Source organism: Pseudomonas sp. B2M1-30 (assembly GCF_025447575.1).
Lineage (GTDB): Bacteria > Pseudomonadota > Gammaproteobacteria > Pseudomonadales > Pseudomonadaceae > Aquipseudomonas > Aquipseudomonas botevensis.
Map to the genome: position 1 here is coordinate 15,347 of NZ_JAOEJT010000005.1, position 22,242 is coordinate 37,588.

The following is a 22,242-nucleotide window of genomic DNA, read 5'->3' on the forward strand; positions in this document are numbered from 1 at the left end:
TAGGCTGGAGAAGCTATCGTACGCAAATTCGATTTCCCGCATTCGTCCTGCTTTTTCGGTGCGGATATTGGGCAAGACCTTTGTCATCTTCTGCCGCCGGGAGTTGAGTATCAGGGGGCGGAAGTTAAATCGAAGGCGTCTATCAATAGGGTCTACCGCTACGAGAATGATAGGAGCAGAAAGGACTACTATCACATAGGTATTGGCGTATCTCCAAATGATAGATTATCATTGGGCTATACGTTTATAAATCTTAATGAGAGTTTCCTCCCATGGTCTTAGCACACCTCTATCTCCGAGCGTCAACACAAGATCAGGATGCGAACCGGGCCCGCCTAGCTTTACTGGCTTTCGCAGCCAGCCGAAATTATGAGGTGGCAGGGATCTATGCAGACAATTTCTCCGGCACCAAATTGCAACGGCCTGAACTCCACAGGCTGTTGACCAGTGCTGAGTCTGGACAAGTTTTGTGTGTTGAGTCGGTGGATCGCCTTTCCCGGCTCAGTCAAACGGATTGGGAAACCCTTAAAGGAACGATCAATTCAAAGGGTTTGAGGCTAGTGGTGGCTGACTTACCTACTAGCTGGGAACATCTGGACAACCACTCTAGCGGGCGCAGTGATATTGCGGGTTCTGTCATGCACGTGATCAATAACATGCTCATTGATCTGATGGCGACGATGGCCCGCCTTGATCAAGAAAAGCGTGTCGAGCGGATCAGACAGGGCATCGCCAACAAGAGGGCAGCTGATCCGTCCTGGAAGGCTGTAGGGAAACGGAAGAACACCGAGAAATGGCAGCGGGTAGAAAAGCTTCTTAAAGGTCAAACTGCTTCGAGCATGACAATTAAAGAGATTGCCCAAGCTGCAAGTGTCGGCGAAGCCACAGTTTACAGAATCAAAAAAGAGCTTGGCGCGTGACCTTTTTATCCTGCCCGTCTCCCTGTTACTCATGTCAAAGGCGATTCTAATCTCAGAATCGCCTTTCACGTCTCCGCCATGATCCTGCCTCTAATCAGACGAGCCTTCAGTAATCTTAATGGTTACCAACTCAACTCTGTGAACTCCGAGGCGGCGAAGGGCTTCCAAATCCGCTAAAAGGACCGTTCCTGGCAACACCAGTATGCCAAGCACGTTTCCAGCGAGATCTACTATGCGGAGACTCACCGGCTATTTTCCTGAGCTTGTCGCTTGACGAATGCTTCTAGGGTTTTCACTCGTACCAGCCTGCGCCTGCCCAATTTGAATGTCTGAATCTCCCCGCTACTAATCATTTCATAGAACATGGATCTGGCAACGCCAATCAAGCGTGCTGCATCTTCTACCCCGACCGAGATGGGTGCTAAGGAGCTGGTTTGGTTCATAAGGTGGCCTCTGCTGCTTCATGACGCAACGACTGTTGCATCTGTGGCGCCACGATAAGTGTGGTGCCACATTGGTGTCAACACGTTTGTGTTGTGTGTCTACCAGGAATGTGGGAACCTTGCTGGCATCCATAGACGTCTGGGAATGTGGCGATGGCCGTAAGGAAGAAAGTAGAAACCATTCACCTGCGCGTTAGCGCAAACTCGAAGGCTTGTCTCGAAGGGCTGGCGAATGCAAACAAGAAGACATCAACGCGTGTACTGGAAGATCTGATAGCCGAAGCGGCTGCAAAATTTCAGGTTCAGGGCGTTGATGCGGCTGTCGATGAGCGTTTTTGGTCTGGCGGGAGTTGGACCTTGCTCGAGGCTTTGCAATTGGCTCACGTGCCTGATGAGCCGATCCTGAAAAAACTCAGGACGTACTTTTTGGCAGATGAGGCGTTGAGTCCAAAAGATTACATTCTCGTCGAAGCAATTCTGTGGTCTACAGATTTCTTTTCTGGCGATACAGATATTTTTCTTGAGTCGGAGGGCGTTATCACAAACGCCGACGACCACCGAAATTTCAAGGTTGATTTGGATGCAATCAGTCGGCAGATGCAATCGCTGGAAGGCTACGCGGAGTTCCGATTGAAAAATAAATTGGTTGCGCCCAAGTACGAGGACTACCTGAGGATGATCGAGGAAAAACTTGAAAGCTAGATTATTAGTTCTACGGCAGCCGCCTTGGTTCCAGGGGCCAAGTGCGCGTAACGCAATGTCATCTTGATATCCCCATGCCCTAGCAGGTCCCGTACCGTGTTGAGCGGTACCCCGGCCATTACTAGTCGAGATGCGAAGTCGTGACGCATATCGTGCCAGCGGAAGCCGATCACCTTGGCCCTTTCGAGTAGTTTGAGCCAGGCGCTTTTTACGTCTTCAAAGCGGCCTCCTTCTTGGTTTGGAAATACATAGACGGCCGTCCCTGATTGCTTTTTCCATTCTTCAAGTACGGCTACGACTTCCTTATTCATAGGAATGTGTCGGGTTTCGCTAGTCTTTGTTGTGTCACCAGCAACGGTGATGGTCTTGGTAATGAAGTTTACCGATGACCATTTGAGGTCAAACAGCTCTCCACGCCTCATGCCAGAATTCAGCGAGATGAGCACCATAGGCTTAATGTGATCAGTAAAGTGCAGACCCAGCAGGCTTTGCTTCTGTACTTGGCCCCGATCTACGCGCCATTTGTTCGCGCTTTCTCGTTCGGCACGCATTTCGTCTTGTCGTGCATCCAGAGCTGCGCGTAGGCGCTTGTTCTCGTCTTCATCCAAGTAGCGCACCAACCCCATGGAATCGACCTTGAGTTGCTTTACTTTTGCCATTGGGTGGGCGGTAATGTATTCCCATTCTACTGCCCGGCTAAACACGCCGCTGATTGAGCCCATCTTGCGGTTGACGGTCGAAGACTTGTTGCCGGTCTGCATCCAAGTAGTGCGAATCTGGTCGAGGTCGCGACCGGTGATTGCGTCGATCCGCTGAGCCATGATCGGGTCGAAATTGTTATCCAAGGTGTGCAACGTTTTTTCGTGGCCCTTGTGGTGAGTTTTGAACCACGGCATATAGGTTTCGTCGATGAACTCGCGTAGCGAGGGGAGGGCAGTACCTTTCCGGCCGTGGGTGACTGCCAGAGGCTCGCCGTGTTTGCGCGCTTCATATAAGTATTGAGTCGCTTCTTGGCGGGCTTGGTCGAGTGTAAGGATACCGACTCGTCCCAGCGCTTTTTTGCGTGCGCGTCCCCACCTGACAATATACGACTTAGCCCCGGCCGCCGTTACACGTACGTATAGGCCTATCACGATGGTATCGTGGACCTCATACTCCTTGCCGGTGACTTCCAAGGATGACAGTAGTTTGCCGGTTAGCTTTTCTTTCACCTGATCTCCGTGGGTGCATTGTGGGTGCAAAAAACACTATACGGAGCTGTTTTATCGGACGCAACCGGACTGTAAGTCCCGTAATCACTGGTTTCTACCTTTATCTACTGGTCTCAAATTGGCCCTCCTAAGGGGAAGGTTGGCAGTTCGAACCTGCCCTGGGACACCATCTATTGAAAAGCCCCGCGCAGAGAAGTCTGGCGGGGCTTTTTTACGCCTTTTGCTTAGAAAATCTCAGCCCCATTTTCAGCTCTGCCAATCGAGGTGCTGACCTGTGTGATATGTCGGCGGCCGTTGACCGAGTAGCTTTGTACTGATTCCTCGGAATCCGGTTTGCGCAATGTCAGCAGTGCCGGCAGTCCGCCTTTCTCGCTATAGCTGCCGAACCAGTTGTTCAGCCTTGCGATAAAGCACTCGTTGTCGATGATGACTGACATGTCCGTGACCGATTCCATCGTGTAGTAACTCGCGCCATAGCTGTAGTAGTCATCGCCGCCGGCTCCAGATGCAGGAATGGGGCAGAGGGGGGCCGTCTGCGAGGGGGGCTGAAGAGGTTTGCCAGCATTCGATTTGATCAAGGCGCTGGTGAGTGCCTTTTGCAAATCAGGCTCCAGTTCGTAGGCGCTATCGTCTTCCTGATGATGCTGCGTGCGAGGCACAGTCAGTTGGTAATCATAACGAACCGTGATTGTCGGAATCTGGCTGTTGATCTTCAGGGGATTGAGCAGATAAACCTGGTCAACGCCGTATGAGCCGTTGCGGTAGACCAGATACATTCTTCCGTGAGACTTGATCCATCCGGCTGACTGGTTGGCCCCGCGATCATTGGTGGAGAACAACGAACTGCCAGCGCTTGCTTCTGGATCGTAGGGTGCCAGTCTCCTTGTGAACCGGTCTGCATCACGTCGCAGCGTTTCATAAAAACTGAACAGGCCTGTTCCACCGGTGTAGGTTGAAATGAACAGGTCGCGTTGGCCGTCGCCGTCCAGATCTATCAATGTGTATTGGGCTTGGCCTTGCTCTGCATCTGCGTCCAGTCCGGAAGCGTTGAGCGCTGTCCATTCATCCGGGGTGACGCCCTTGGGCATGTTTTTTGGAAATAGTGTGTGATCGTAAGCGCTGTCGTCAGCAGGATCGCCGGAGAAGGAGGTTGTACCGTCCTCTGTTGCAAAGGCGCCAAGTGCCTTTTCGAGGGCAAATTCTGGATGGTTCTTGCCTGTGTCCTGAATACGCTGTTGTAGGTCCTGCATGACTTGTTTGTCGATATGGTCGGGCTGATAGGCGACAGCCTCGACCCACTGCATATGCAATATCTGCAAACGCTCTTGGTATTGTTGGCTCAAACAGTTGACGTCGTCGGCGCATTCATTGCGCGTTTTAAGCCATTGGCGCTGGGTCTTCTTGAGTTCGGTCTGCGTCAGCGGGGTAGCCTTCATCAATTTCCGGTAAGCCGACCCCATCTGCACATCCAGTTCATACAGCGGTTTTTGCGCGCAAATCGTATTCTCGACGGCACTCGCCGCTTTGCTGCAGTCCATTCCCGCCGCCGGTGCGAGTTGGGCAAACACCAGCGTAATCACCGACACGATGTAGCGTCCCTTGCTATACACAATTCAATCCCTGACGTTGAAAAACCAAAACAGCTGCGCAGGGTAATCCTCACGCAACGAATCTTGAACCCCCGCTTCAAGAGAACCCCTGTTCCGGCCGATAACCCATTCGGTGACTTCAGAGTCGCACGAAATCGCTTGATAGCATTTGGCCTCCAGCTATCATCTGCGCGCCTGTGGAAAGCCCTTGGTCCATCCTCTTCAATTGCCTGGAAATGCTCGATGTCGTCGTATCACCAAAAGAGTTTTCTGATCGTCGATGATTTCTCGGATTTCCGCAGTTCCGTGCGCTCGATGTTGCGTGAGTTGGGCGTCAAGGATGTGGATACCGCCGACACCGGTGAGCAGGCGCTGAAGATGTGTTCGCAGAAGTCCTATGATTTCATCCTGCAGGATTTCCATCTCGGCGACGGCAAGAAAAACGGCCAGCAGGTGCTGGAAGACTTGATGCTGGAAAAGTTGATCAGTCACGAAGCAGTGTTCGTGATGGTCACCGCCGAGACCAGCCAGGCAATGGTGCTCAGTGCCCTGGAGCATGAGCCGGATGCCTATCTGACCAAGCCGTTCAACCGTTCCGGGCTGGCTCAGCGCCTGGAGCGTCTGGAGCAGCGCAAGACGTTGCTCAAACCGATTCTGCAAGCCCTCGACCGGGGTAAACCGGTCGAGGTGCTCAATGCCTGCATTGCCCTGTGCAAGCAGGACATCCGCTATTCGCCGCTGTGCCTGCGCTACCGCGCCGATGCGCTGCGTGACATGAACCAGAACGAGGCGCTCGAGCGTCTCTACGACAGCATCATTGCCGATCGGCCGTTGCCGTGGGCGTTTGCCGGGCTGGGCAAGTTGCTGTTCAAGCGTGGGCAAGTGGCGCAGGCCAAGGGCGTGTACGAAAAAGCCTTGAAGGTGTTCCCGATGATGCCGGCGCTGTATGACGGCATGGCCGACGTGCTGGTTTCCGAGGGCGATACCAAGGGCGCGCAGCAAGTGCTCGAAGAGGCGATTCGCCTGTCGCCGCTGGCGGTGCGTCGTCAGGCGTTGCTCGGCAAGCTGGCGATGGCCAACGAAGATTTCGATACCGCCTCGCGCGCCTATCGTCAGGCAGTGACGCAGGGGGCGCAGTCGCGGTTCAAGGATCCGGAAAGCAACCTGGGCCTGGCGCATGCGTTGATCAGCAAGGGCAGCGAGCGCGGCCTCGACACCCGCACGCGGCTGGAGATCAACACCACCCTCAGCGCGGTGGCCAAGGAAAACCCGACCGACCCCGGCCTGCAGATTCGCGCGCGCCTGATGAAGGCCACCAGTCTGCTGCTCAATGATGCCGAAACCGCCGACAAGCTCACCGAACAGGCGCTGCTGCGCCTCGACGGCATGGAGCAGTTCATGAGTCCGGAAGCGGCATTGCTGGTCGCCAAGCAATTGCAGATGCTCGGCCAGGCCGAGGCCGGTACGTCGATGCTCAAGAGCTGTGCGGAAATCTACGGCGATGACCCGGCGGTGATGAAAGACATCGCCAAGCTCACCGATGACCCGGCTATCCTCAGTTCGAGCAACGCTGCCGCCGATCTCAACCGGCAGGGTGTGCGGGTGTACAAGACCGGCAATCTGGTGGAGGCCCGCGAGGTGTTCCGCAAGGCGCTGAAGATGCAACCGAAGAACATCAGTATTGCGCTGAACATGGCGCAATCGCTGCTGCACGGCACCGACACCAGTGTGCCCTCGGCGGAGCTGGAAGAATGTCGGGCCTGCCTGAAAACGGTCGGCCTGATGCCCGACACCGACGCGCGTTATCCGCGTTATCAGAAGCTGAAAAGCAAGGCGTTTGGCGAATGAACCAAGACGAGCAGGCACTGGATTTCTCCACGGTGATCGCCTCCACCGTGCATGACATGAAGAACTCCCTGGCGATGCTGACCCAGGCCCACAGCCAATGGCTCGCACGCCTGCCCGAAGCGCAGCGCGAAGGCGCGGAGCAGGGCGTGATCGACTTCGAGTTCGCCCATCTCAACGGCATGCTGGTGCAGTTGCTCGGGCTGTATAAGCTCGGCGTGAACCAGATGCCGCTGCAGCCGGCCTATCACGAGCTGGACGACTTCATCGAGGCACAACTGGCGGCGCATCAAGAGGTGTTCGCCAGTCGCGGGATCATTGCCACTTATGAAGTCGATCCGCTGAGTCCGCTGGGTTTCTTCGACCGTGAACTGATCGCCTCGGTGCTGGGCAATTGCATCAACAACGCGATCCGTTATGCCCGCGAATCGCTGCTGATCACTGTCAGCGACGAAGCCGGGCAGTTGGTGCTGAGCATCAACGATGATGGCGACGGTTATCCGGCGGACATGCTCGAGCGGCAGTCCGAATACATGCAGGGCATCAATCACAGCAGCGGCAGCACCGGGCTGGGCCTGTACTTCGCGGGGCGTATCGCGGCGCTGCATCAGCGCAACGGCATTGGCGGGCGTACCGAGATCCGCAATGGCGGGCCGTTGGGCGGCGGTGTGTTCAGTCTCTACCTGCCCTGACGCTGTCTGCGTATAAGTCGTTCGTGTCGTTTGGGTTTTTGTTTGGCGCGGCTTGAATTTCCGCGCGGCTGATGCCTATGTTGTCGGGTCGCCGTTCGCGGCTCGCACAATAACAAGGATTGCGTCATGACAACCGATGGCCAGCGTTCACTCGCGCAGCGATTGACGGGCATTGATGAGATTGAATGTGTCACGCCGGATTTGAACGGCGTGCCACGGGGCAAGGTGATGACCGCCGAGGGTTTCCTCGAAGGTCGGCGTTTGCAGTTGGCCCGGGGGGTGCTGCTGCAATGCATCATGGGCGGCTATCCTGCCGCGAAATTCTACGGCAGCGATGACGGCGATCTGGCACTGGTGGCCGATCCTGCGCAGATTCATCCGCTGCCCTGGGCCGACGAGCCACGCGCCCTGGCGATCTGTGACGCCGACGAACTGACCGGCGAAAGCTCGAACCTGTCGACACGCGGTCAGCTCAAGAAAGTCATCGCCCGCTACGCCGCCCGAGGCCTGGCGCCGGTGGTGGCGACCGAGCTGGAATTCTTTGTCTTCGCCCCGAACACCGATCCGACCCAGCCGTTCCAGCCGCCAGTGGGCCGCGACGGTCGCCGCGAGGACGGTCACTCGGCATTCAGCGTCAGTTCCAATAGCGGGCTGCGGCCGTTCTTCAGTGAAGTCTATAAATGCATGGCGGCCCTGGGCCTGCCGCGCGACACCTTCATGCACGAAATGGGCGTCAGCCAGTTCGAGATCAACCTGCTGCACGGTGATCCGCTGTTGCTGGCCGACCAGACCTTTCTGTTCAAGCACCTGCTCAAGGAGGTCGCGCTCAAGCATGGCCTGACCGTGGTGTGCATGGCCAAGCCGCTGGCGCACACGCCGGGCAGTTCGATGCACATCCACCAGAGCATCGTCGAAATCGGCAGTGGCAAGAACGTATTCAACGATGCGCACGGTCAACCGACTGCGATGTTCCGCCATTTCATCGGCGGGCAGCAGGCGGGCATGGCGGACTTCACCGCGTTGTTTGCGCCGAACGTCAACTCCTACCAGCGCCTGTGTCATCCGTTCGCGTCGCCGAACAACGCGTGCTGGTCCCACGACAACCGGGCGGCGGGGCTGCGCATTCCGGCCAGTTCGCCGGTCGCGCGTCGGGTCGAGAACCGCTTGCCGGGCGCCGATGCCAACCCGTATCTGGCGATTGCCGCGAGCCTTGCGGCCGGCCTGTACGGCATCGAGCATCAACTGGAGCCGAGCGAGCCGATCCAGGGCGAGTTCGACGTGCCGGACAACCTTTCGTTGCCGTGTACCTTGCACGCGGCGATCGAGCGTCTGAAGCGCAGCCCGTTGGCCAAGGAACTGTTCGGCGCCGAGTTCATCGAAGGCTACATCGCTTCGAAAACCATGGAACTGACCAGTTTCTTTGACGAAATCACTCCCTGGGAGCGTCGTGTTCTAGCCGCCCAGGCCTGACGAACCGTTGCCGTCGGGCTATCGTTGCGGTAGCCCGATACTGATTGCAAGGAGCCGCTCGGAGCGCTGATGCACAAGATCTGGAAATCCTTTCGAGCGTTGTATTTCGCCTCGCTGATGATGTTGATCGGCTCGGGCCTGTTGAGCACTTATCTGGCATTGCGCCTGGCGGCCGATCACGTCGACGGACTGTGGGTCGGTGCGTTGATGGCGGCCAACTATTTCGGCCTGGTGCTGGGCGGCAAGATCGGCCATCGGCTGATCGCCCGGGTCGGGCACATCCGCGCCTATTCGGCCTGTGCCGGGATCGTCGGCGCGGCGGTGCTCGGTCATGGTCTGGTGGACTGGCTGCCGGCATGGCTGGTGCTGCGGACCATCGTCGGCCTCGGCATGATGTGCCAGTACATGGTGATCGAGAGCTGGCTCAACGAGCAGGCTGACGCCAACCAGCGCGGCATGGTGTTCAGCGGCTACATGATCGCTTCGTATCTGGGGCTGGTGCTGGGTCAATTGATTCTGGTCATGCACCCGGGTCTGGGCCTGGAGCTGCTGATGCTGGTCGCGCTGTGCTTCGCGTTGTGTCTGGTGCCGGTGGCGCTGACCCGGCGGATTCACCCGGCACCGCTGCATCCGGCGCCGATGGAGCCGCGGTTTTTCATCAAGCGGGTGCCGCAGTCGTTGAGTACGGTGCTGGGCGCGGGTCTGATCATCGGTTCGTTCTACGGTCTGGCGCCGTTGTATGCCTCGCAGCAGGGGCTGTCCACCGAGCAGGTCGGTCTGTTCATGGGAACCTGCATTTTTGCCGGGTTGCTGGTGCAGTGGCCGTTGGGCTGGTTGTCCGACCGCTATGATCGGGCGGTGCTGATTCGCAGCTTTGCCGGGATTCTGGCCGTGGCGGCGTTGCCGTTGGCGATTCTGCCGAAGGTGCCGCTGGAGGTGCTGTTTGGTGTCGGCTTCCTGTGTTCGCTGGTGCAGTTCTGCCTGTATCCGCTGGCGGTGGCGTTCTCCAACGACCATGTCGAGGGTGATCGGCGGGTATCGCTGACGGCGATGCTGCTGGTGACTTACGGCGTCGGCGCAAGTATCGGGCCGCTGGCCGCTGGCGTTCTGATGAAGCTGTTCGGCAGTCAGAGCCTGTATGCGTTCTTCACCTTTTTCGCGCTGGTGCTGGTGTGGCGAATCCGGCCGAAAGCCGTGACCAATCTGCATCAGGTCGATGATGCGCCATTGCATCACGTGGCGATGCCGGACAGCATGTCCAGTTCGCCGCTGGTGGCGGCGCTCGATCCTCGGGTCGACGAGCAGGTGGTGCAGGAGCAGATGCAGACCACGGTGACTGAACCGGCACCTGAGCCGGAGCCGTCGGTGGAGCCTGAGGTTGAAGCTGACAAAGACAAACCGGCACCTGACATCAGTGACGCCAGGCCTTTTCCCTGAAAAGCACCGGGCATAAAAAACGGGCAGTCACCGCAAGTGACTGCCCGTTTTTTTATGGCGCGGCGATCAGAAGTCGTCTTTATCGAAGCGACGTGCCTCGCGCTGCAACTGATAAACGAAGCGTTCGACGTTGCGTGCGGCCTGGCCGCTGATGTTGTGGAAGCGCAGGCCGGCGAAGGTGATGTTGAGTTTTTCTTCGAAGTGCAGGTAACGCAGTTCGACCGATGTCGGTTGATTGCCGAACAGCGGCGGGGCGATCAGGCGATCGTAGACCTGACCCAGTTGCAGGCGGCCGGTGATGTCACCTTCGAAGCGCAGTTTGCAGCCGGTGGCGGAAATATCCAGCAGCTTGCCGCCAATCGGCGCCTTGAGTTTTTCGCCGCCCAGTTCGACGTTGACCAGATCGGTCAGCTTCAGCGCGGCGCGGAAGGCATTGCGGCGCTGGTGGTAAACCACTTCGGTCGGCAGTTCGCCGGTGTAGAAGCGGTCGCCGGTGGTTTCTTCGATGTTCAGCGTGCCCGTGCATTCCCAGGCGATACGCACGCCGTCATGGAAGCCTTCAACCTTGAACGGTTCGCCCGCGAGCAGGAAGCGCTCGCCGTCGCGCGGGATCATTTCATCCAGGGCGATGGTGGCGGTGTCACGATCCACTTTGATCAGATAGCTCTGAAAGCGCTGGCTGCGTTCGTGGAAGGTGATGACCAGCGGGTCGTGGCTTTCTTGCAACTGGCGCAGGTTGCTGGAGATTTCCAGAGGTGTGGTAAGCACCTTTGGTGGCTGCGGAGCATCATCCGCGCTGAGGACGTTGGACACGTTGAATCAATCTCCAGACAAAATTTGACTACGGCTGGCCAGTATTTTGCCAGCATGTTTCATGCGTTGATAGGGCGCAAGCATAGAAGAAACAATCACGCCTGGCTGAGCGCGCGCGGTTTCTGCAGTTTGGAGAAGGTGCCACTGGCATCGTAGAGCGCAGGAGGCTCGCCGCCGGTGAGGATTTTCAGCTGATTGGCCGTCGCAGCCTGCTGAATCACGATCGACTGGCCGTTCTTGACGTTGGCCGCCTGGCACTGGGCAATCAGGTCGGTGAGCACGTCGCTCTGGGCCAGCAACTGGTCGCCGATGCTCGACTGGCTGGCCAGTTGCTCCAGGCCCTGACGATTGATCGGCAGGTTGAGGCTGGCGAGGACTTCGCTGCGTTTGCGGCCGCGCTGCTCCAACTGAATGATCAGCGCCTGTTTGCGTGCCAGGATGTCTTCGAGTTGCGGCATGTCACGACCGTGCAAGGCGAGGGATTCGACTTGCAGCAACTCCAGCAGTTGTTGAGCTGGAGCAAAATCGTCGGTGATCAGTTGCAATAAAGTAGTGTCGTGCATGGCTGGCCTTGGGTTTTAAGCGTCCAAAAGCCTGGCGCAGACCGGGGCCTAGCGCTGGGCTTCGAAGTTGAGCAGTTTGCTGGCTACACGGTTGCTGTCGACTTTATAGCTGCCATCGGCAATCGCTGCTTTCAACTCGGCCACGCGGGCTTTGTCGACGGCAGGCTGATCGCGCAGCTTGTCAGTGACCTTCTGCAACTGTTGAGCCTCATTGCTGAGGTGTACCGATTCCCCGCTTTTTGCGGCACTGGCCTGTTCGGCCGGGGTATTCAGCGGCGCGGAAGTGCCGGTTTCGGCGGTTTCCTTAGGCGTGCTGGTACGTGTACTGCCCGTAAGTGACGAGGAGCTGTTCAAACGGCTGAAATCGATGACCATGATAAAAACCTCTGGGTATTTGGACGCTTGCCATGTTTTCGGCCATACCCGATAAAACTTTAGGCTCATTTATCAATGAGCTTGCGCGCGTCAGCGCTCGCTGCAGATGAGCCACAGTTTAGGGAACGACGCAGGCCGGCGCCAGTTTTCTGCAGGGCCTCTGTCCACGTCGTTCACATAGCCACTTCCACCTGGCCCGGCGCGGTGACTTGCGCCTTGATGACCCGTTGGGAGTTAAGGTTTTTCACGCGAATCTGTTCCTTCAAACCGCCGTTGGCAAGGGCTTCTCCCGGCATCCGCACGGCCAGTGTGCCGCTGCGCGCGGTGATGACCACCTGATCGCCCTTGCGCACGACTTCCGCCTGTTCCAGATGCACCAGGGTAATCACCTGGTCGGCGACCGTTGGTCGGGTCAATTTTTGTCCGATCGCCTGATCCACCGACGTCAGGAATCCCTGATTGATCTGGCTGACGTCGCGTTCACGCAAGGTCACGTCCTGAGGCTCGATGATGCCGGCGCGCTTGAGCGGACGAGTGGTCGTCACAATCTCGCGAAACAGCCGGACTTGAGCGGGCACGAACACCGTCCAGGGCGAGGCGCCGTCGCATCTGACCTTGACCGTCACCCGGCCCAGAGGACGTGCCGGACTCTCCAGGGTCGCTGTCAATTCCTTGTCGCACATAGGCATGCGCATGCGTGGATCGAGTTGGTTCACCTCGATTTCATAGCGACCTTCCGTTTGACTGGTAGCCAGATAGTCTTCTACGGTGAATTCAAGAAAGCCCTGAGTGACGCCGATAAGCATGTCAGGCAAGGTAACCGCATCAGCAACGGCAGGGCTGCCCGGGTAGAAAATGCAAACGGCCGACACCGCGCAAAGCCATCTGCGGGCTGGGGATGTCAGGCGTCGGAAAAATGTCGTTTGAGTGTTCATACGAGTTAAAAAGCAAGCGCCGTGCCGTTTAGCAATGAATGTGCGTCGCAACAACACTTGGCGTTGGGTAGGAGTCTGGGCATGGCTGGTGTAATGGATTCGGTGAACCAGCGCACGCAACTGGTAGGGCAGAATCGCCTGGAGCTGCTGTTGTTCCGTCTCGACGGCCAGCAGCTCTACGGGATCAACGTGTTCAAGGTTCGGGAAGTGCTGCAATGCCCGCAACTGACGTTGATGCCCAAGTCCAGTCCTGTCGTGTGCGGGGTGGCGAATATCCGGGGGGCGACCATTCCGATCCTTGATCTGGCAATGGCGACCGGCTCCGGTGCTTTGAAAGACAAGAACAATCCGTTCGTGATCATCACGGAATACAACACCAAGACCCAGGGTTTCCTGGTGCGCTCGGTGGAACGCATCGTCAACATGAACTGGGAAGAGATCCATCCGCCGCCCAAGGGCACCGGGCGCGACCACTACCTGACCGCTGTGACTCGGGTGGACAATCAGTTAGTCGAAATCATCGACGTCGAGAAGGTGCTGGCGGAAGTCGCGCCGACGCCGGAAGCGATTTCGGTCGGCGTGGTGGATGTCGAGACCCAGAGCAAGGCATTGTCATTGCGGGTGCTGACGGTCGATGACTCGTCGGTGGCGCGCAAGCAGGTGACGCGTTGCCTGCAGACGGTGGGTGTCGAAGTGGTGGCGCTGAACGACGGCCGGCAAGCGCTGGATTACCTGCGCAAACTGGTCGACGAGGGCAAGAAGCCGGAAGAAGAGTTCCTGATGATGATTTCCGACATCGAGATGCCGGAGATGGACGGGTACACCCTGACGGCCGAGATCCGCAGCGATCCTCGCATGCAAAAGCTTCATATCATCCTGCATACTTCGTTGTCGGGTGTGTTCAACCAGGCGATGGTCAAGAAAGTCGGTGCCGATGACTTCCTGGCCAAATTCCGTCCTGATGACCTGGCATCCCGGGTAGTCGACCGGATCAAAGCAGCAGATATCAGCTAGGGACCTTTCGTCCCTGGCGGTCAACACGATTTAAGAGGCGGCATCATTTGTCTACGGGTAATTTGGATTTCGAACAGTTCCGGGTCTTCCTGGAAAAGGCCTGTGGCATTTTGCTCGGTGAAAACAAGCAGTACCTGGTGTCGAGCCGTCTCAACAAACTGATGGAGCAGCAGGGCATCAAGTCGCTGGGTGAGCTGGTCCAGCGCATCCAGACCCAGCCGCGCAGCGGTTTGCGCGAGCAGGTGGTCGATGCCATGACGACCAACGAAACCCTGTGGTTTCGCGACACCTATCCGTTTGAAGTCTTGAAGAACAAGGTCCTGCCCGAAGCGATCAAGGCCAGCCCCAACCAGCGTCTGCGGATCTGGTCGGCGGCCTGCTCATCGGGTCAGGAACCCTATTCGATGTCGATGGCGATCGATGAGTTCGAACGGACCAACCTCGGTCAGTTGAAGATGGGCGTGCAGATCGTTGCCACCGATCTGTCGGGCAGCATGCTGACCAACTGCAAGACCGGCGAGTACGACAGCCTGGCGATTGGCCGTGGTTTGTCGGCCGATCGTTTGCAGCGTTACTTCGACCCGAAAGGGCCGGGGCGCTGGGTGGTCAAGGCGCCGATCCGCAGCCGCGTGGAATTCCGCTCGTTCAACCTGCTCGACAGCTACGCCAGCCTCGGCAAGTTTGACATCGTGTTCTGCCGCAACGTGCTGATCTACTTCTCCGCCGAGGTGAAGAAAGACATCCTGTTGCGCATCCACAGCACGCTGAAGCCGGGTGGTTATCTGTTCCTCGGCGCTTCCGAAGCGCTGAACGGTTTGCCGGACCATTACCAGATGGTCCAGTGCAGCCCTGGGATCATCTACCAGGCGAAGTGACTGATCGCGGCAACACAAAAAAACGGGAGTCCTCAGGGACTCCCGTTTTTTTATGCCTGCCGCTCATTGGCGGCAGAAAAGCGGCATTGAGCGGAAGCCGGTTGCCGCTTTTCTGGCATTGCCGCGTTGCCGACTTGCGGCAAAGCCCCGCAATCCGGGGATTTTTTGAATTGGCACGCCGCTTGCTATAGCCCTGTTACGAAAAACTCCGGTCACCTGAAGGTTCCCGACATGAGCATCAGCTTCGATAAAGCGCTCGGCATTCACGAAAAAGCCCTGGGCTTCCGCGCCCAGCGTGCCGAAGTCCTGGCCAACAACATCACCAACGCCGATACCCCGAACTACAAGGCTCGGGACCTGGACTTCTCCAAAGTGCTCGAAGCACAGAGCCAGAAGAACAACAACGGCACGATTGCCCTGAACATGACCAACAGCCGCCACATCGAAGCTGAAGGCCTGGGCAATGGCGATGAGTCGCTGATGTATCGCACGCCGATGCAGCCTTCGATCGACCAGAACACCGTTGACGCTCAACTGGAGCAGGCGAACTACGCAGAAAACGCCGTCGGCTTCCAGGCCAGCTTCACCCTGCTCAACAGCAAATTCAAAGGGCTGGTGTCAGCCCTGCGCGGAGAGTAATCCATGTCCCTGTCCAGCGTTTTCAACATTGCCGGCAGCGGCATGAGCGCCCAGAACACCCGTCTGAACACCGTGGCGTCGAACATCGCCAACGCCGAGACCGTTTCGTCGAGCATCGACCAGACCTACCGCGCCCGTCACCCGGTATTCGCCACCATGTTCCAGGGCGGCCAGAGCGGCGGCAGCGACTCGCTGTTCCAGAATCAGGACGCCGCAGGCCAGGGCGTGCAGGTGCTCGGCGTGGTCGAAGACCAGAGCAACCTCGAAGCGCGTTACGAGCCCAATCATCCGGCGGCCGACGCCAAGGGTTATGTCTACTACCCGAACGTCAATGTGGTCGAAGAAATGGCTGACATGATCTCCGCGAGCCGGTCGTTCCAGACCAACGCCGAAATGATGAACACCGCCAAAACCATGATGCAGAAGGTACTGACCCTCGGTCAGTGATAAGGGGCGACTGCCATGAGTGTTACTGATACCACCAGCAGCCTGAGCATGACCGATATCCTGGCGAACTCGTCGAAAAAGACCGGTTCGACCAGCGATGGCATTGCGTCGGCCACCAACAGCTCGACCGGCGGCCAGGCCCTGGGCAAGGACGCGTTCCTGCAACTGCTGGTGACCCAACTGAAAAACCAGAACCCGCTCGATCCGCAGGACAACAGCGCATTCGTTGCCCAACTGGCGCAGTTCAGCAGCCTGGAAGGCATCACCACGCTCAACAGCACGGTCAGCTCGCTGGCGGGCAACTACAACTCGTCGCAGGCGCTGCAGGCCTCGTCGCTGGTGGGTCGCAACGTGATCGTGCAGACCAACACCGTTCAGCTGGACGATCCGAGCAAAGGCATGACCGGTTCGGTCACCGTGCCGTCGTCGATTGCCGGCGGAACCGTTTCGATCAGCGACAGCACCGGCGCCGTCATTCGTACCATCGACCTGGGCAGCCGCGCTGCCGGCAGTGCGAGCTTCACCTGGGACGGCAAGGACAAGGACGGCAATCTGGTCAAGACCGGTACTTACACCGTCAAGGCCAACGCCTCGATCAACGGCACCTCGACGGATATGGCGACCTATCTGCCGGCCACGGTCAACAGCGTGACCATCAGCCAGACCGGTGGCGAGCTGATGCTCAACCTGTCCGGCAAGGGCACCGTTGCCCTGTCCAAAGTACAAACCATTGGTATATAGAGCCGACCAACCGGCACAAAGGAGTGGAATATGTCTTTCAATATCGGCCTTAGCGGTCTCTATGCAGCCAACAAACAACTGGACGTGACCGGCAACAACATCGCCAACGTCGCGACCGCCGGTTTCAAATCCTCGCGCACCGAATTCGAAGACGTCTACTCGGCGACCCGTCTGGGCAGCGGCAGCAAGGTCATCGGCAACGGCGTGCGCCTGGCGAACGTTTCCCAGCAGTTCACCCAGGGTGACATCAACAACACCGGCAACGTGCTGGACATGGGGATTAACGGTTCGGGCTTCTTCACCCTGAGCAACAACGGTTCGGTGTCCTACACCCGTGCCGGTACGTTCAAGGTCGATAAAGATGGCTTCATCACCAACACCGATTACACCTCGCGCCTGCAAGGCTACGGTGTGGATGCCAACGGCAAGATCATCAACGGTGTGTTGACCGACCTGAAAATCGACACCTCGAACCTGGCGCCGAAGTCCACCTCGCTGGTGGGTTCGACCATCAACCTGAACTCGACGGCTGCGGTGATCGATGACACCGTCGCGGCCGGCAAATTCGACCCGTCCAAGACTGAAACCTACACCAAGTCGTTCAGCACGCCGATCTACGACAGCCAGGGCAACCAGCACAGCATGGATCAGTACATGGTGAAAACCGGTTCCAACACCTGGAAGGTTTACACCCTGGTCGATGGTCGCAACCCGGATGGCAGTGATCCAACCGCTGCGGCTACCCCTCCGGTCGCTTCGACGCTGACTTTTGACACCGCAGGCAAGTTGACTCAGGTCAGCACCCCGAGTGCTTCCGGTCCGGTCATCAGCAGCGACTTGAAGTTCACTGGCTGGGTGCCTGGTACTGTCACCAACGGTGTCTGGACGGCTAACGGCGCTGCCGCGAACCCGGCCGGGATTACGATCTCCATGGCCAAGACCACTCAGTTCAACGCTGATACCGCCCGTTCGATTCCGACCCAGGATGGTTACGCCACCGGCCAGATCACCAACCTGACCATCGACGGCACCGGTACGCTGTTCGCCAACTTCAGCAACAACGAGAGCAAGGCCATCGGCCAGGTCGCACTGGCCAGCTTCACCAACGAGCAAGGCCTGCAGCCTATCGGCGGCACCTCCTGGAAAGAAACCTTCGCTTCGGGTATCCCGGGCTACGATGCGCCGGAAACCGGCACGCTGGGTTCGGTGGTTTCCAACTCGCTGGAAGAGTCGAACGTCAACCTGACCAATGAGCTGGTGGACCTGATCAAGGGCCAGAGCAACTATCAGGCGAACGCCAAGACCATTTCGACTCAGAGCACTATCATGCAGACCATCATTCAGATGACTTGATGTCTGGTTGAGTTTTGCAAGAGCCCCTCTTTTGAGGGGCTTTTTTGTGGTTGCGCTTTTTGGTCTTGGCGGCCTTTGGGCCGACCAGGTTCTTGGGGTTTGGGGGGAATATCCGTTGTTTTGGGGGTTGCTGATGGCGGTTTCGCCCTTACGGCGACTCCCTTTGGCAAACGCCCCAAAGGAAGCAAAGGTCTGGGCCCCGGCGTACGGCTCCTCGCTGTGGCTCGGGGTTCCTTCGTTACGGGATTCATCCGGGGGCATCGCCTACGGTTTGCTTCGCTGCACCTCCTCTCGATGTGTTCGACTTCGTCGAACGGCGCTGCGCGCCTACCCCCGGATGAATCCCTCCACTCAGCCTGCCGAAGGGGCCGGCACGGCAAGATCAAAAGCGGTACTCGAGCTAACGCTCATCGTGTTGAGTGGTGAGAGGCGGGTGCGGACTATCCGAGCTGCTTTTTGCTTTTCTAATGTGGGAGTGGGCTTGCCCACGAAGGCGGCCTGACAGCCGACCGGGTTGTGGCAGGTGTACCAATCTGTGTGGCCACCCCGATCAGCCCCTTTTCCCTCCGCGCGGTCCGACGTTTCGGGAGCGCTGGGATGAGGGGCTTTTCAGTTGTGGTTTTCCCCCGGCAAAAGAAAACCCCCGACAAACCAGAAGTCTGTCGGGGGTTTTTCATTCAGGCGTTTCGCAACGCCTGAGGTCGCTCAGCTTATTGACAAGCTTCGCAATCCGGCTCGTCGATCGCGCAAGCCTTTGGCACTGGAGCCGGGCCTGCAGGGGCGGCCAGTACGGAGTCGTCGCCATGGTTGCCGCCAGCGGAAACAGCGTTCAGCTTGCCGGTGTTGATGGTCGATTTCTCGGTGCTGGTCGCGGCCAGGGCACGGAGGTAGTAAGTGGTTTTCAGACCACGGTACCAGGCCATGCGGTAGGTCACGTCGAGTTTCTTGCCCGATGCGCCAGCGATGTACAGGTTCAGCGACTGGGCCTGGTCGATCCACTTCTGACGACGGCTGGCCGCGTCAACGATCCACTTGGTGTCCACTTCGAATGCAGTCGCGTAGAGCTCCTTGAGTTCTTGCGGGATGCGCTCGATCTGCTGAACCGAACCGTCGTAGTACTTCAGGTCGTTGATCATGACCGAGTCCCACAGACCGCGAGCCTTGAGGTCGCGAACCAGGTACGGGTTGATCACGGTGAATTCGCCCGACAGGTTCGATTTCACGTACAGGTTCTGGTAGGTCGGTTCGATCGACTGCGATACGCCGGTGATGTTGGCGATGGTCGCGGTCGGTGCGATGGCCATGATGTTGGAGTTACGAATGCCTTTCTGCACACGGGCGCGAACCGGTGCCCAGTCCAGGGTTTCTTCCAGGTTCACGTCGATGTACTTGGCGCCGCGAGCCTCGATCAGGATCTGTTGCGAATCCAGTGGCAGGATGCCCTTGGACCACAGCGAACCCTGGAACGTGTCGTATGCGCCACGCTCGTCGGCCAGGTCGCAGGACGCCTGGATCGCGTAGAAGCTGACCGCTTCCATCGACTTGTCGGCGAACTCGACGGCAGCGTCGGAACCGTAAGGGATGTGCTGCAGGTACAGCGCGTCCTGGAAGCCCATGATGCCCAGGCCGACCGGACGGTGCTTGAAGTTGGAGTTCTTCGCTTGCGGCACCGAGTAGTAGTTGATGTCGATCACGTTGTCGAGCATGCGCACGGCGGTGTTCACGGTGCGTTGCAGCTTGGCGGTGTCCAGCTTGCCGTCGACGATGTGGTTCGGCAGGTTGATCGAGCCCAGGTTGCAGACCGCGATCTCGTCCTTGTTGGTGTTCAGGGTGATCTCGGTGCACAGGTTCGAGCTGTGAACCACGCCGACGTGCTGCTGCGGGCTGCGCAGGTTGCACGGGTCTTTGAACGTCAGCCATGGGTGGCCGGTTTCGAACAGCATGGACAGCATCTTGCGCCACAGGTCTTTGGCCTGGATGGTCTTGAACAGTTTGACCTTGCCTGGGTACTCGGTCAGGGCTTCGTAGTACTCGTAGCGCTCTTCGAAGGCCTTGCCGGTCAGGTCGTGCAGATCAGGCACTTCGGACGGCGAGAACAGGGTCCACTTGCCGTCATCGAAGACGCGCTTCATGAACAGGTCAGGGATCCAGTTGGCGGTGTTCATGTCGTGGGTACGACGACGGTCATCACCGGTGTTCTTGCGCAGCTCGATGAACTCTTCGATGTCCATGTGCCAGGTTTCCAGGTAGGCACACACAGCGCCTTTGCGCTTGCCACCCTGGTTGACGGCGACGGCGGTGTCGTTCACCACTTTCAGGAACGGAACCACGCCTTGCGACTTGCCGTTGGTGCCCTTGATGTACGAACCCAGCGCACGTACCGGAGTCCAGTCGTTGCCCAGGCCGCCGGCGAATTTCGACAGCATGGCGTTGTCGTGGATCGCGTGGTAGATGCCCGACAGGTCATCCGGCACGGTGGTCAGGTAGCAGCTCGACAGCTGTGGACGCAGAGTGCCGGCGTTGAACAGGGTCGGGGTCGAGGCCATGTAGTCGAAGGACGACAGCAGGTTGTAGAACTCGATCGCGCGTTCTTCCTTCTGCTTCTCTTCGATCGCCAGGCCCATGGCTACGCGCATGAAGAAGATCTGCGGCAGTTCGAAACGCACGCCATCCTTGTGGATGAAGTAACGGTCGTACAGGGTTTGCAGGCCCAGGTAGGTGAACTGTTGGTCGCGCTCGTGGTTGATCGCCTTGCCCAGTTTTTCCAGGTCGAAGTCGGCCAGCACAGGGTTCAGCAGTTCGAACTCGATACCTTTGGCGATGTAGGCCGGCAGCGCCTTGGCGTACAGGTCGGCCATCTCGTGGTGAGTGGCGCTTTCGGCCACGCCGAGGAAGCCCAGGCCTTCGGCACGCAGGGTGTCCATCAGCAGGCGGGCGGTGACGAACGAGTAGTTCGGCTCACGCTCGACCAGAGTACGGGCGGTCATTACCAGGGCGGTGTTGACGTCGTTCAGGGCCACGCCGTCGTACAGGTTCTTCAGGGTTTCGCGCTGGATCAGGTCGCCGTCGACTTCTTCCAGACCTTCGCAGGCCTCGGTGACGATGGTGTTCAGGCGGCCCATGTCCAGCGGCGCCAGGCTACCGTCGGCACGGGTGATGCGGATCGACGGGTGCGCCTGAACCGGTGCATCGGTGGTGGTGCGGGTGGCGCGTTCCTTGGAGCGGGCGTCGCGGTAGATCACGTAGTCACGCGCCACTTTCTGCTCGCCGGCACGCATCAGGGCCAGTTCGACCTGGTCCTGGATTTCTTCGATGTGGATGGTGCCGCCCGAAGGCATGCGACGCTTGAAGGTCGCGGTGACCTGTTCGGTCAGGCGGGCAACGGTGTCGTGGATTCGCGACGAAGCGGCAGCGGTGCCGCCCTCAACTGCGAGAAACGCTTTGGTGATAGCGACGGTGATCTTGTCATCGGTGTAAGGAACGACAGTGCCATTACGCTTGATCACACGCAGTTGGCCAGGCGCGGTAGCGGCCAGATCCGAATTCGAATCGGCGGCCTGCGGCAAGGTGCCCTGCGGGTTCTCGCGAGTTGTGTCGGTTTGCATGGGTGTCTCCACGTTCTCTATGTTTGTTTGGGCACCATGAAGGTGCCCACCGTTCCGTCCTGAAGCACTACGACCGGCACGGGGCCGGGTAACGACTTCGGGACAGTTCAGGAAGGGGGCCTTGTGGGCGCCGCTTCCATGCCGAAGTCTTCGGTTCGCGCGATACGCGCGAAACCGCATTCCGTTCGGGGGCAGTTCCGGACTGCAACACCCGTACCGTTTTCGTCGTGGTCGACTGAAAAACGGTAGCCATCCGCAGGCGCGGTTTGGGCTTCGTAAAATACGTTTGGTTCAACCCGACAATGGCAATAAAAAGCCTTGAATTCACTGTCCGGTTTGTGTTTGGTTTTTTAACGTCGACCCCTACATGTAGGGTTTTTTTTGACGCGGGCTACAAGATAATGCGTTTTGGGGAGGGATTGCAACGTACTACCTGTGGATAACCCTGTGCGTAAATTGTGTGCGAAATGGCGAATTCGCGTGTAGGCCGCGAACCTGCTGAGCTAGACCGTTTGTCACTGTTTTTTCGTTCGGAAAAACGCTTCAGCGGTTTTTCAAGGGCGCGAACCCTAT

At 58.2% G+C, this 22,242-nt stretch carries 20 protein-coding genes; 12 read left to right on the forward strand and 8 right to left on the reverse strand.

Annotated elements, in window-relative coordinates:
• Positions 1–272 precede the first annotated feature (272 nt).
• On the forward strand, positions 273–920 hold the full coding sequence (locus N8H74_RS11920; RefSeq protein WP_262147752.1) for a recombinase family protein: 648 nt from the start codon (positions 273–275) through the stop codon (positions 918–920).
• A 242-nt stretch (positions 921–1,162) separates the two neighbouring features.
• Here the strand turns inward: N8H74_RS11920 and N8H74_RS11925 are convergent, their stop codons facing one another.
• Complete coding sequence (locus N8H74_RS11925) at positions 1,163–1,363, reverse strand: helix-turn-helix domain-containing protein (protein WP_262147754.1); 201 nt, start codon at positions 1,361–1,363, stop codon at positions 1,163–1,165.
• Positions 1,364–1,516: 153 nt separating this feature from the next.
• Here N8H74_RS11925 and N8H74_RS11930 point away from each other — a divergent pair, with 153 nt between their 5' ends.
• Entirely contained in the window at positions 1,517–2,065 is a 549-nt protein-coding gene (locus N8H74_RS11930; protein ID WP_262147756.1) for a hypothetical protein, read from the forward strand.
• Here N8H74_RS11930 and N8H74_RS11935 read toward each other — a convergent pair.
• Together N8H74_RS11935 and N8H74_RS11940 are read right to left on the reverse strand one after the other, a co-directional pair.
• Positions 2,062–3,276 (reverse strand): site-specific integrase, encoded by a 1,215-nt coding sequence (locus N8H74_RS11935; protein ID WP_262147757.1) that lies wholly within the window; start codon positions 3,274–3,276, stop codon positions 2,062–2,064. The genes N8H74_RS11930 and N8H74_RS11935 overlap by 4 nt on opposite strands.
• A gap of 224 nt (positions 3,277–3,500) precedes the next feature.
• The gene (locus N8H74_RS11940; RefSeq protein ID WP_262147759.1) at positions 3,501–4,862 is read right to left on the reverse strand and encodes a lysozyme inhibitor LprI family protein; all 1,362 of its coding nucleotides are present in this window, start codon (positions 4,860–4,862) and stop codon (positions 3,501–3,503) included.
• A gap of 246 nt (positions 4,863–5,108) precedes the next feature.
• Here N8H74_RS11940 and N8H74_RS11945 point away from each other — a divergent pair, with 246 nt between their 5' ends.
• From N8H74_RS11945 to N8H74_RS11960, 4 genes are all read left to right on the forward strand, one after another.
• On the forward strand, positions 5,109–6,713 hold the full coding sequence (locus N8H74_RS11945) for a tetratricopeptide repeat-containing response regulator (protein WP_262147761.1): 1,605 nt from the start codon (positions 5,109–5,111) through the stop codon (positions 6,711–6,713).
• On the forward strand, positions 6,710–7,402 hold the full coding sequence (locus N8H74_RS11950) for a HAMP domain-containing sensor histidine kinase (RefSeq protein ID WP_262147763.1): 693 nt from the start codon (positions 6,710–6,712) through the stop codon (positions 7,400–7,402). Before N8H74_RS11945 ends, N8H74_RS11950 begins: the two co-directional genes overlap by 4 nt.
• 228 nt (positions 7,403–7,630) lie before the next feature.
• Positions 7,631–8,872 carry a glutamine synthetase family protein gene (locus N8H74_RS11955; RefSeq protein ID WP_217834788.1) on the forward strand — a complete coding sequence of 414 codons (1,242 nt, stop codon included), beginning with the start codon at positions 7,631–7,633 and terminating at the stop codon, positions 8,870–8,872.
• Positions 8,873–8,941: 69 nt separating this feature from the next.
• Entirely contained in the window at positions 8,942–10,309 is a 1,368-nt protein-coding gene (locus N8H74_RS11960) for an MFS transporter (RefSeq protein WP_262147765.1), read from the forward strand.
• Positions 10,310–10,375: 66 nt separating this feature from the next.
• Here the strand turns inward: N8H74_RS11960 and N8H74_RS11965 are convergent, their stop codons facing one another.
• The 4 genes from N8H74_RS11965 to flgA all read right to left on the reverse strand — a co-directional run bounded on the left by N8H74_RS11965 (position 10,376) and on the right by flgA (position 12,995).
• On the reverse strand, positions 10,376–11,122 hold the full coding sequence (locus N8H74_RS11965; RefSeq protein WP_217834781.1) for a flagellar brake protein: 747 nt from the start codon (positions 11,120–11,122) through the stop codon (positions 10,376–10,378).
• A 95-nt stretch (positions 11,123–11,217) separates the two neighbouring features.
• Positions 11,218–11,685: a flagellar protein FlgN gene (locus tag N8H74_RS11970; RefSeq protein WP_217834780.1), complete on the reverse strand. Its 468-nt coding sequence runs from the start codon at positions 11,683–11,685 to the stop codon at positions 11,218–11,220.
• A 48-nt stretch (positions 11,686–11,733) separates the two neighbouring features.
• Entirely contained in the window at positions 11,734–12,060 is a 327-nt protein-coding gene (flgM, locus tag N8H74_RS11975; protein ID WP_217834779.1) for a flagellar biosynthesis anti-sigma factor FlgM, read from the reverse strand.
• A gap of 173 nt (positions 12,061–12,233) precedes the next feature.
• The gene (gene flgA, locus N8H74_RS11980; protein WP_262147769.1) at positions 12,234–12,995 is read right to left on the reverse strand and encodes a flagellar basal body P-ring formation chaperone FlgA; all 762 of its coding nucleotides are present in this window, start codon (positions 12,993–12,995) and stop codon (positions 12,234–12,236) included.
• 81 nt (positions 12,996–13,076) lie between these two features.
• Here flgA and N8H74_RS11985 point away from each other — a divergent pair, with 81 nt between their 5' ends.
• From N8H74_RS11985 to flgE, 6 genes are all read left to right on the forward strand, one after another.
• Complete coding sequence (locus N8H74_RS11985; protein WP_217834777.1) at positions 13,077–14,009, forward strand: chemotaxis protein CheV; 933 nt, start codon at positions 13,077–13,079, stop codon at positions 14,007–14,009.
• Positions 14,010–14,056: 47 nt separating this feature from the next.
• A complete protein-coding gene (gene cheR, locus N8H74_RS11990; protein WP_217834776.1) occupies positions 14,057–14,884 on the forward strand; it encodes a protein-glutamate O-methyltransferase CheR in 828 nt (275 codons plus the stop codon).
• A gap of 231 nt (positions 14,885–15,115) precedes the next feature.
• A complete protein-coding gene (gene flgB, locus N8H74_RS11995) occupies positions 15,116–15,523 on the forward strand; it encodes a flagellar basal body rod protein FlgB (protein ID WP_217834775.1) in 408 nt (135 codons plus the stop codon).
• 3 nt (positions 15,524–15,526) lie between these two features.
• On the forward strand, positions 15,527–15,970 hold the full coding sequence (gene flgC, locus N8H74_RS12000; RefSeq protein ID WP_065258841.1) for a flagellar basal body rod protein FlgC: 444 nt from the start codon (positions 15,527–15,529) through the stop codon (positions 15,968–15,970).
• 15 nt (positions 15,971–15,985) lie between these two features.
• Positions 15,986–16,711: a flagellar hook assembly protein FlgD gene (gene flgD, locus N8H74_RS12005; RefSeq protein WP_217834774.1), complete on the forward strand. Its 726-nt coding sequence runs from the start codon at positions 15,986–15,988 to the stop codon at positions 16,709–16,711.
• A gap of 30 nt (positions 16,712–16,741) precedes the next feature.
• Positions 16,742–18,064: a flagellar hook protein FlgE gene (flgE, locus tag N8H74_RS12010; protein ID WP_217834773.1), complete on the forward strand. Its 1,323-nt coding sequence runs from the start codon at positions 16,742–16,744 to the stop codon at positions 18,062–18,064.
• A 710-nt stretch (positions 18,065–18,774) separates the two neighbouring features.
• On the opposite strand, the gene N8H74_RS12015 is transcribed toward flgE, so the two are convergent.
• Complete coding sequence (locus N8H74_RS12015; protein ID WP_217834359.1) at positions 18,775–21,669, reverse strand: ribonucleoside-diphosphate reductase subunit alpha; 2,895 nt, start codon at positions 21,667–21,669, stop codon at positions 18,775–18,777.
• Positions 21,670–22,242 lie beyond the last annotated feature (573 nt).

Bases quoted from the DNA above. Each gene is read 5' to 3' on its own strand.
- N8H74_RS11920 (WP_262147752.1), top strand. From the start codon at position 273: ATGGTCTTAGCACACCTCTATCTCCGAGCGTCAACACAAGATCAGGAT.
- N8H74_RS11925 (WP_262147754.1), bottom strand. From the start codon at position 1,363: ATGAACCAAACCAGCTCCTTAGCACCCATCTCGGTCGGGGTAGAAGAT.
- N8H74_RS11930 (WP_262147756.1), top strand. From the start codon at position 1,517: ATGGCCGTAAGGAAGAAAGTAGAAACCATTCACCTGCGCGTTAGCGCA.
- N8H74_RS11945 (WP_262147761.1), top strand. From the start codon at position 5,109: ATGTCGTCGTATCACCAAAAGAGTTTTCTGATCGTCGATGATTTCTCG.
- N8H74_RS11950 (WP_262147763.1), top strand. From the start codon at position 6,710: ATGAACCAAGACGAGCAGGCACTGGATTTCTCCACGGTGATCGCCTCC.
- N8H74_RS11955 (WP_217834788.1), top strand. From the start codon at position 7,631: ATGACCGCCGAGGGTTTCCTCGAAGGTCGGCGTTTGCAGTTGGCCCGG.
- N8H74_RS11960 (WP_262147765.1), top strand. From the start codon at position 8,942: ATGCACAAGATCTGGAAATCCTTTCGAGCGTTGTATTTCGCCTCGCTG.
- N8H74_RS11970 (WP_217834780.1), bottom strand. From the start codon at position 11,685: ATGCACGACACTACTTTATTGCAACTGATCACCGACGATTTTGCTCCA.
- flgM (WP_217834779.1), bottom strand. From the start codon at position 12,060: ATGGTCATCGATTTCAGCCGTTTGAACAGCTCCTCGTCACTTACGGGC.
- flgA (WP_262147769.1), bottom strand. From the start codon at position 12,995: ATGAACACTCAAACGACATTTTTCCGACGCCTGACATCCCCAGCCCGC.
- N8H74_RS11985 (WP_217834777.1), top strand. From the start codon at position 13,077: ATGGCTGGTGTAATGGATTCGGTGAACCAGCGCACGCAACTGGTAGGG.
- flgB (WP_217834775.1), top strand. From the start codon at position 15,116: ATGAGCATCAGCTTCGATAAAGCGCTCGGCATTCACGAAAAAGCCCTG.
- flgC (WP_065258841.1), top strand. From the start codon at position 15,527: ATGTCCCTGTCCAGCGTTTTCAACATTGCCGGCAGCGGCATGAGCGCC.
- flgD (WP_217834774.1), top strand. From the start codon at position 15,986: ATGAGTGTTACTGATACCACCAGCAGCCTGAGCATGACCGATATCCTG.
- flgE (WP_217834773.1), top strand. From the start codon at position 16,742: ATGTCTTTCAATATCGGCCTTAGCGGTCTCTATGCAGCCAACAAACAA.
- N8H74_RS12015 (WP_217834359.1), bottom strand. From the start codon at position 21,669: ATGCAAACCGACACAACTCGCGAGAACCCGCAGGGCACCTTGCCGCAG.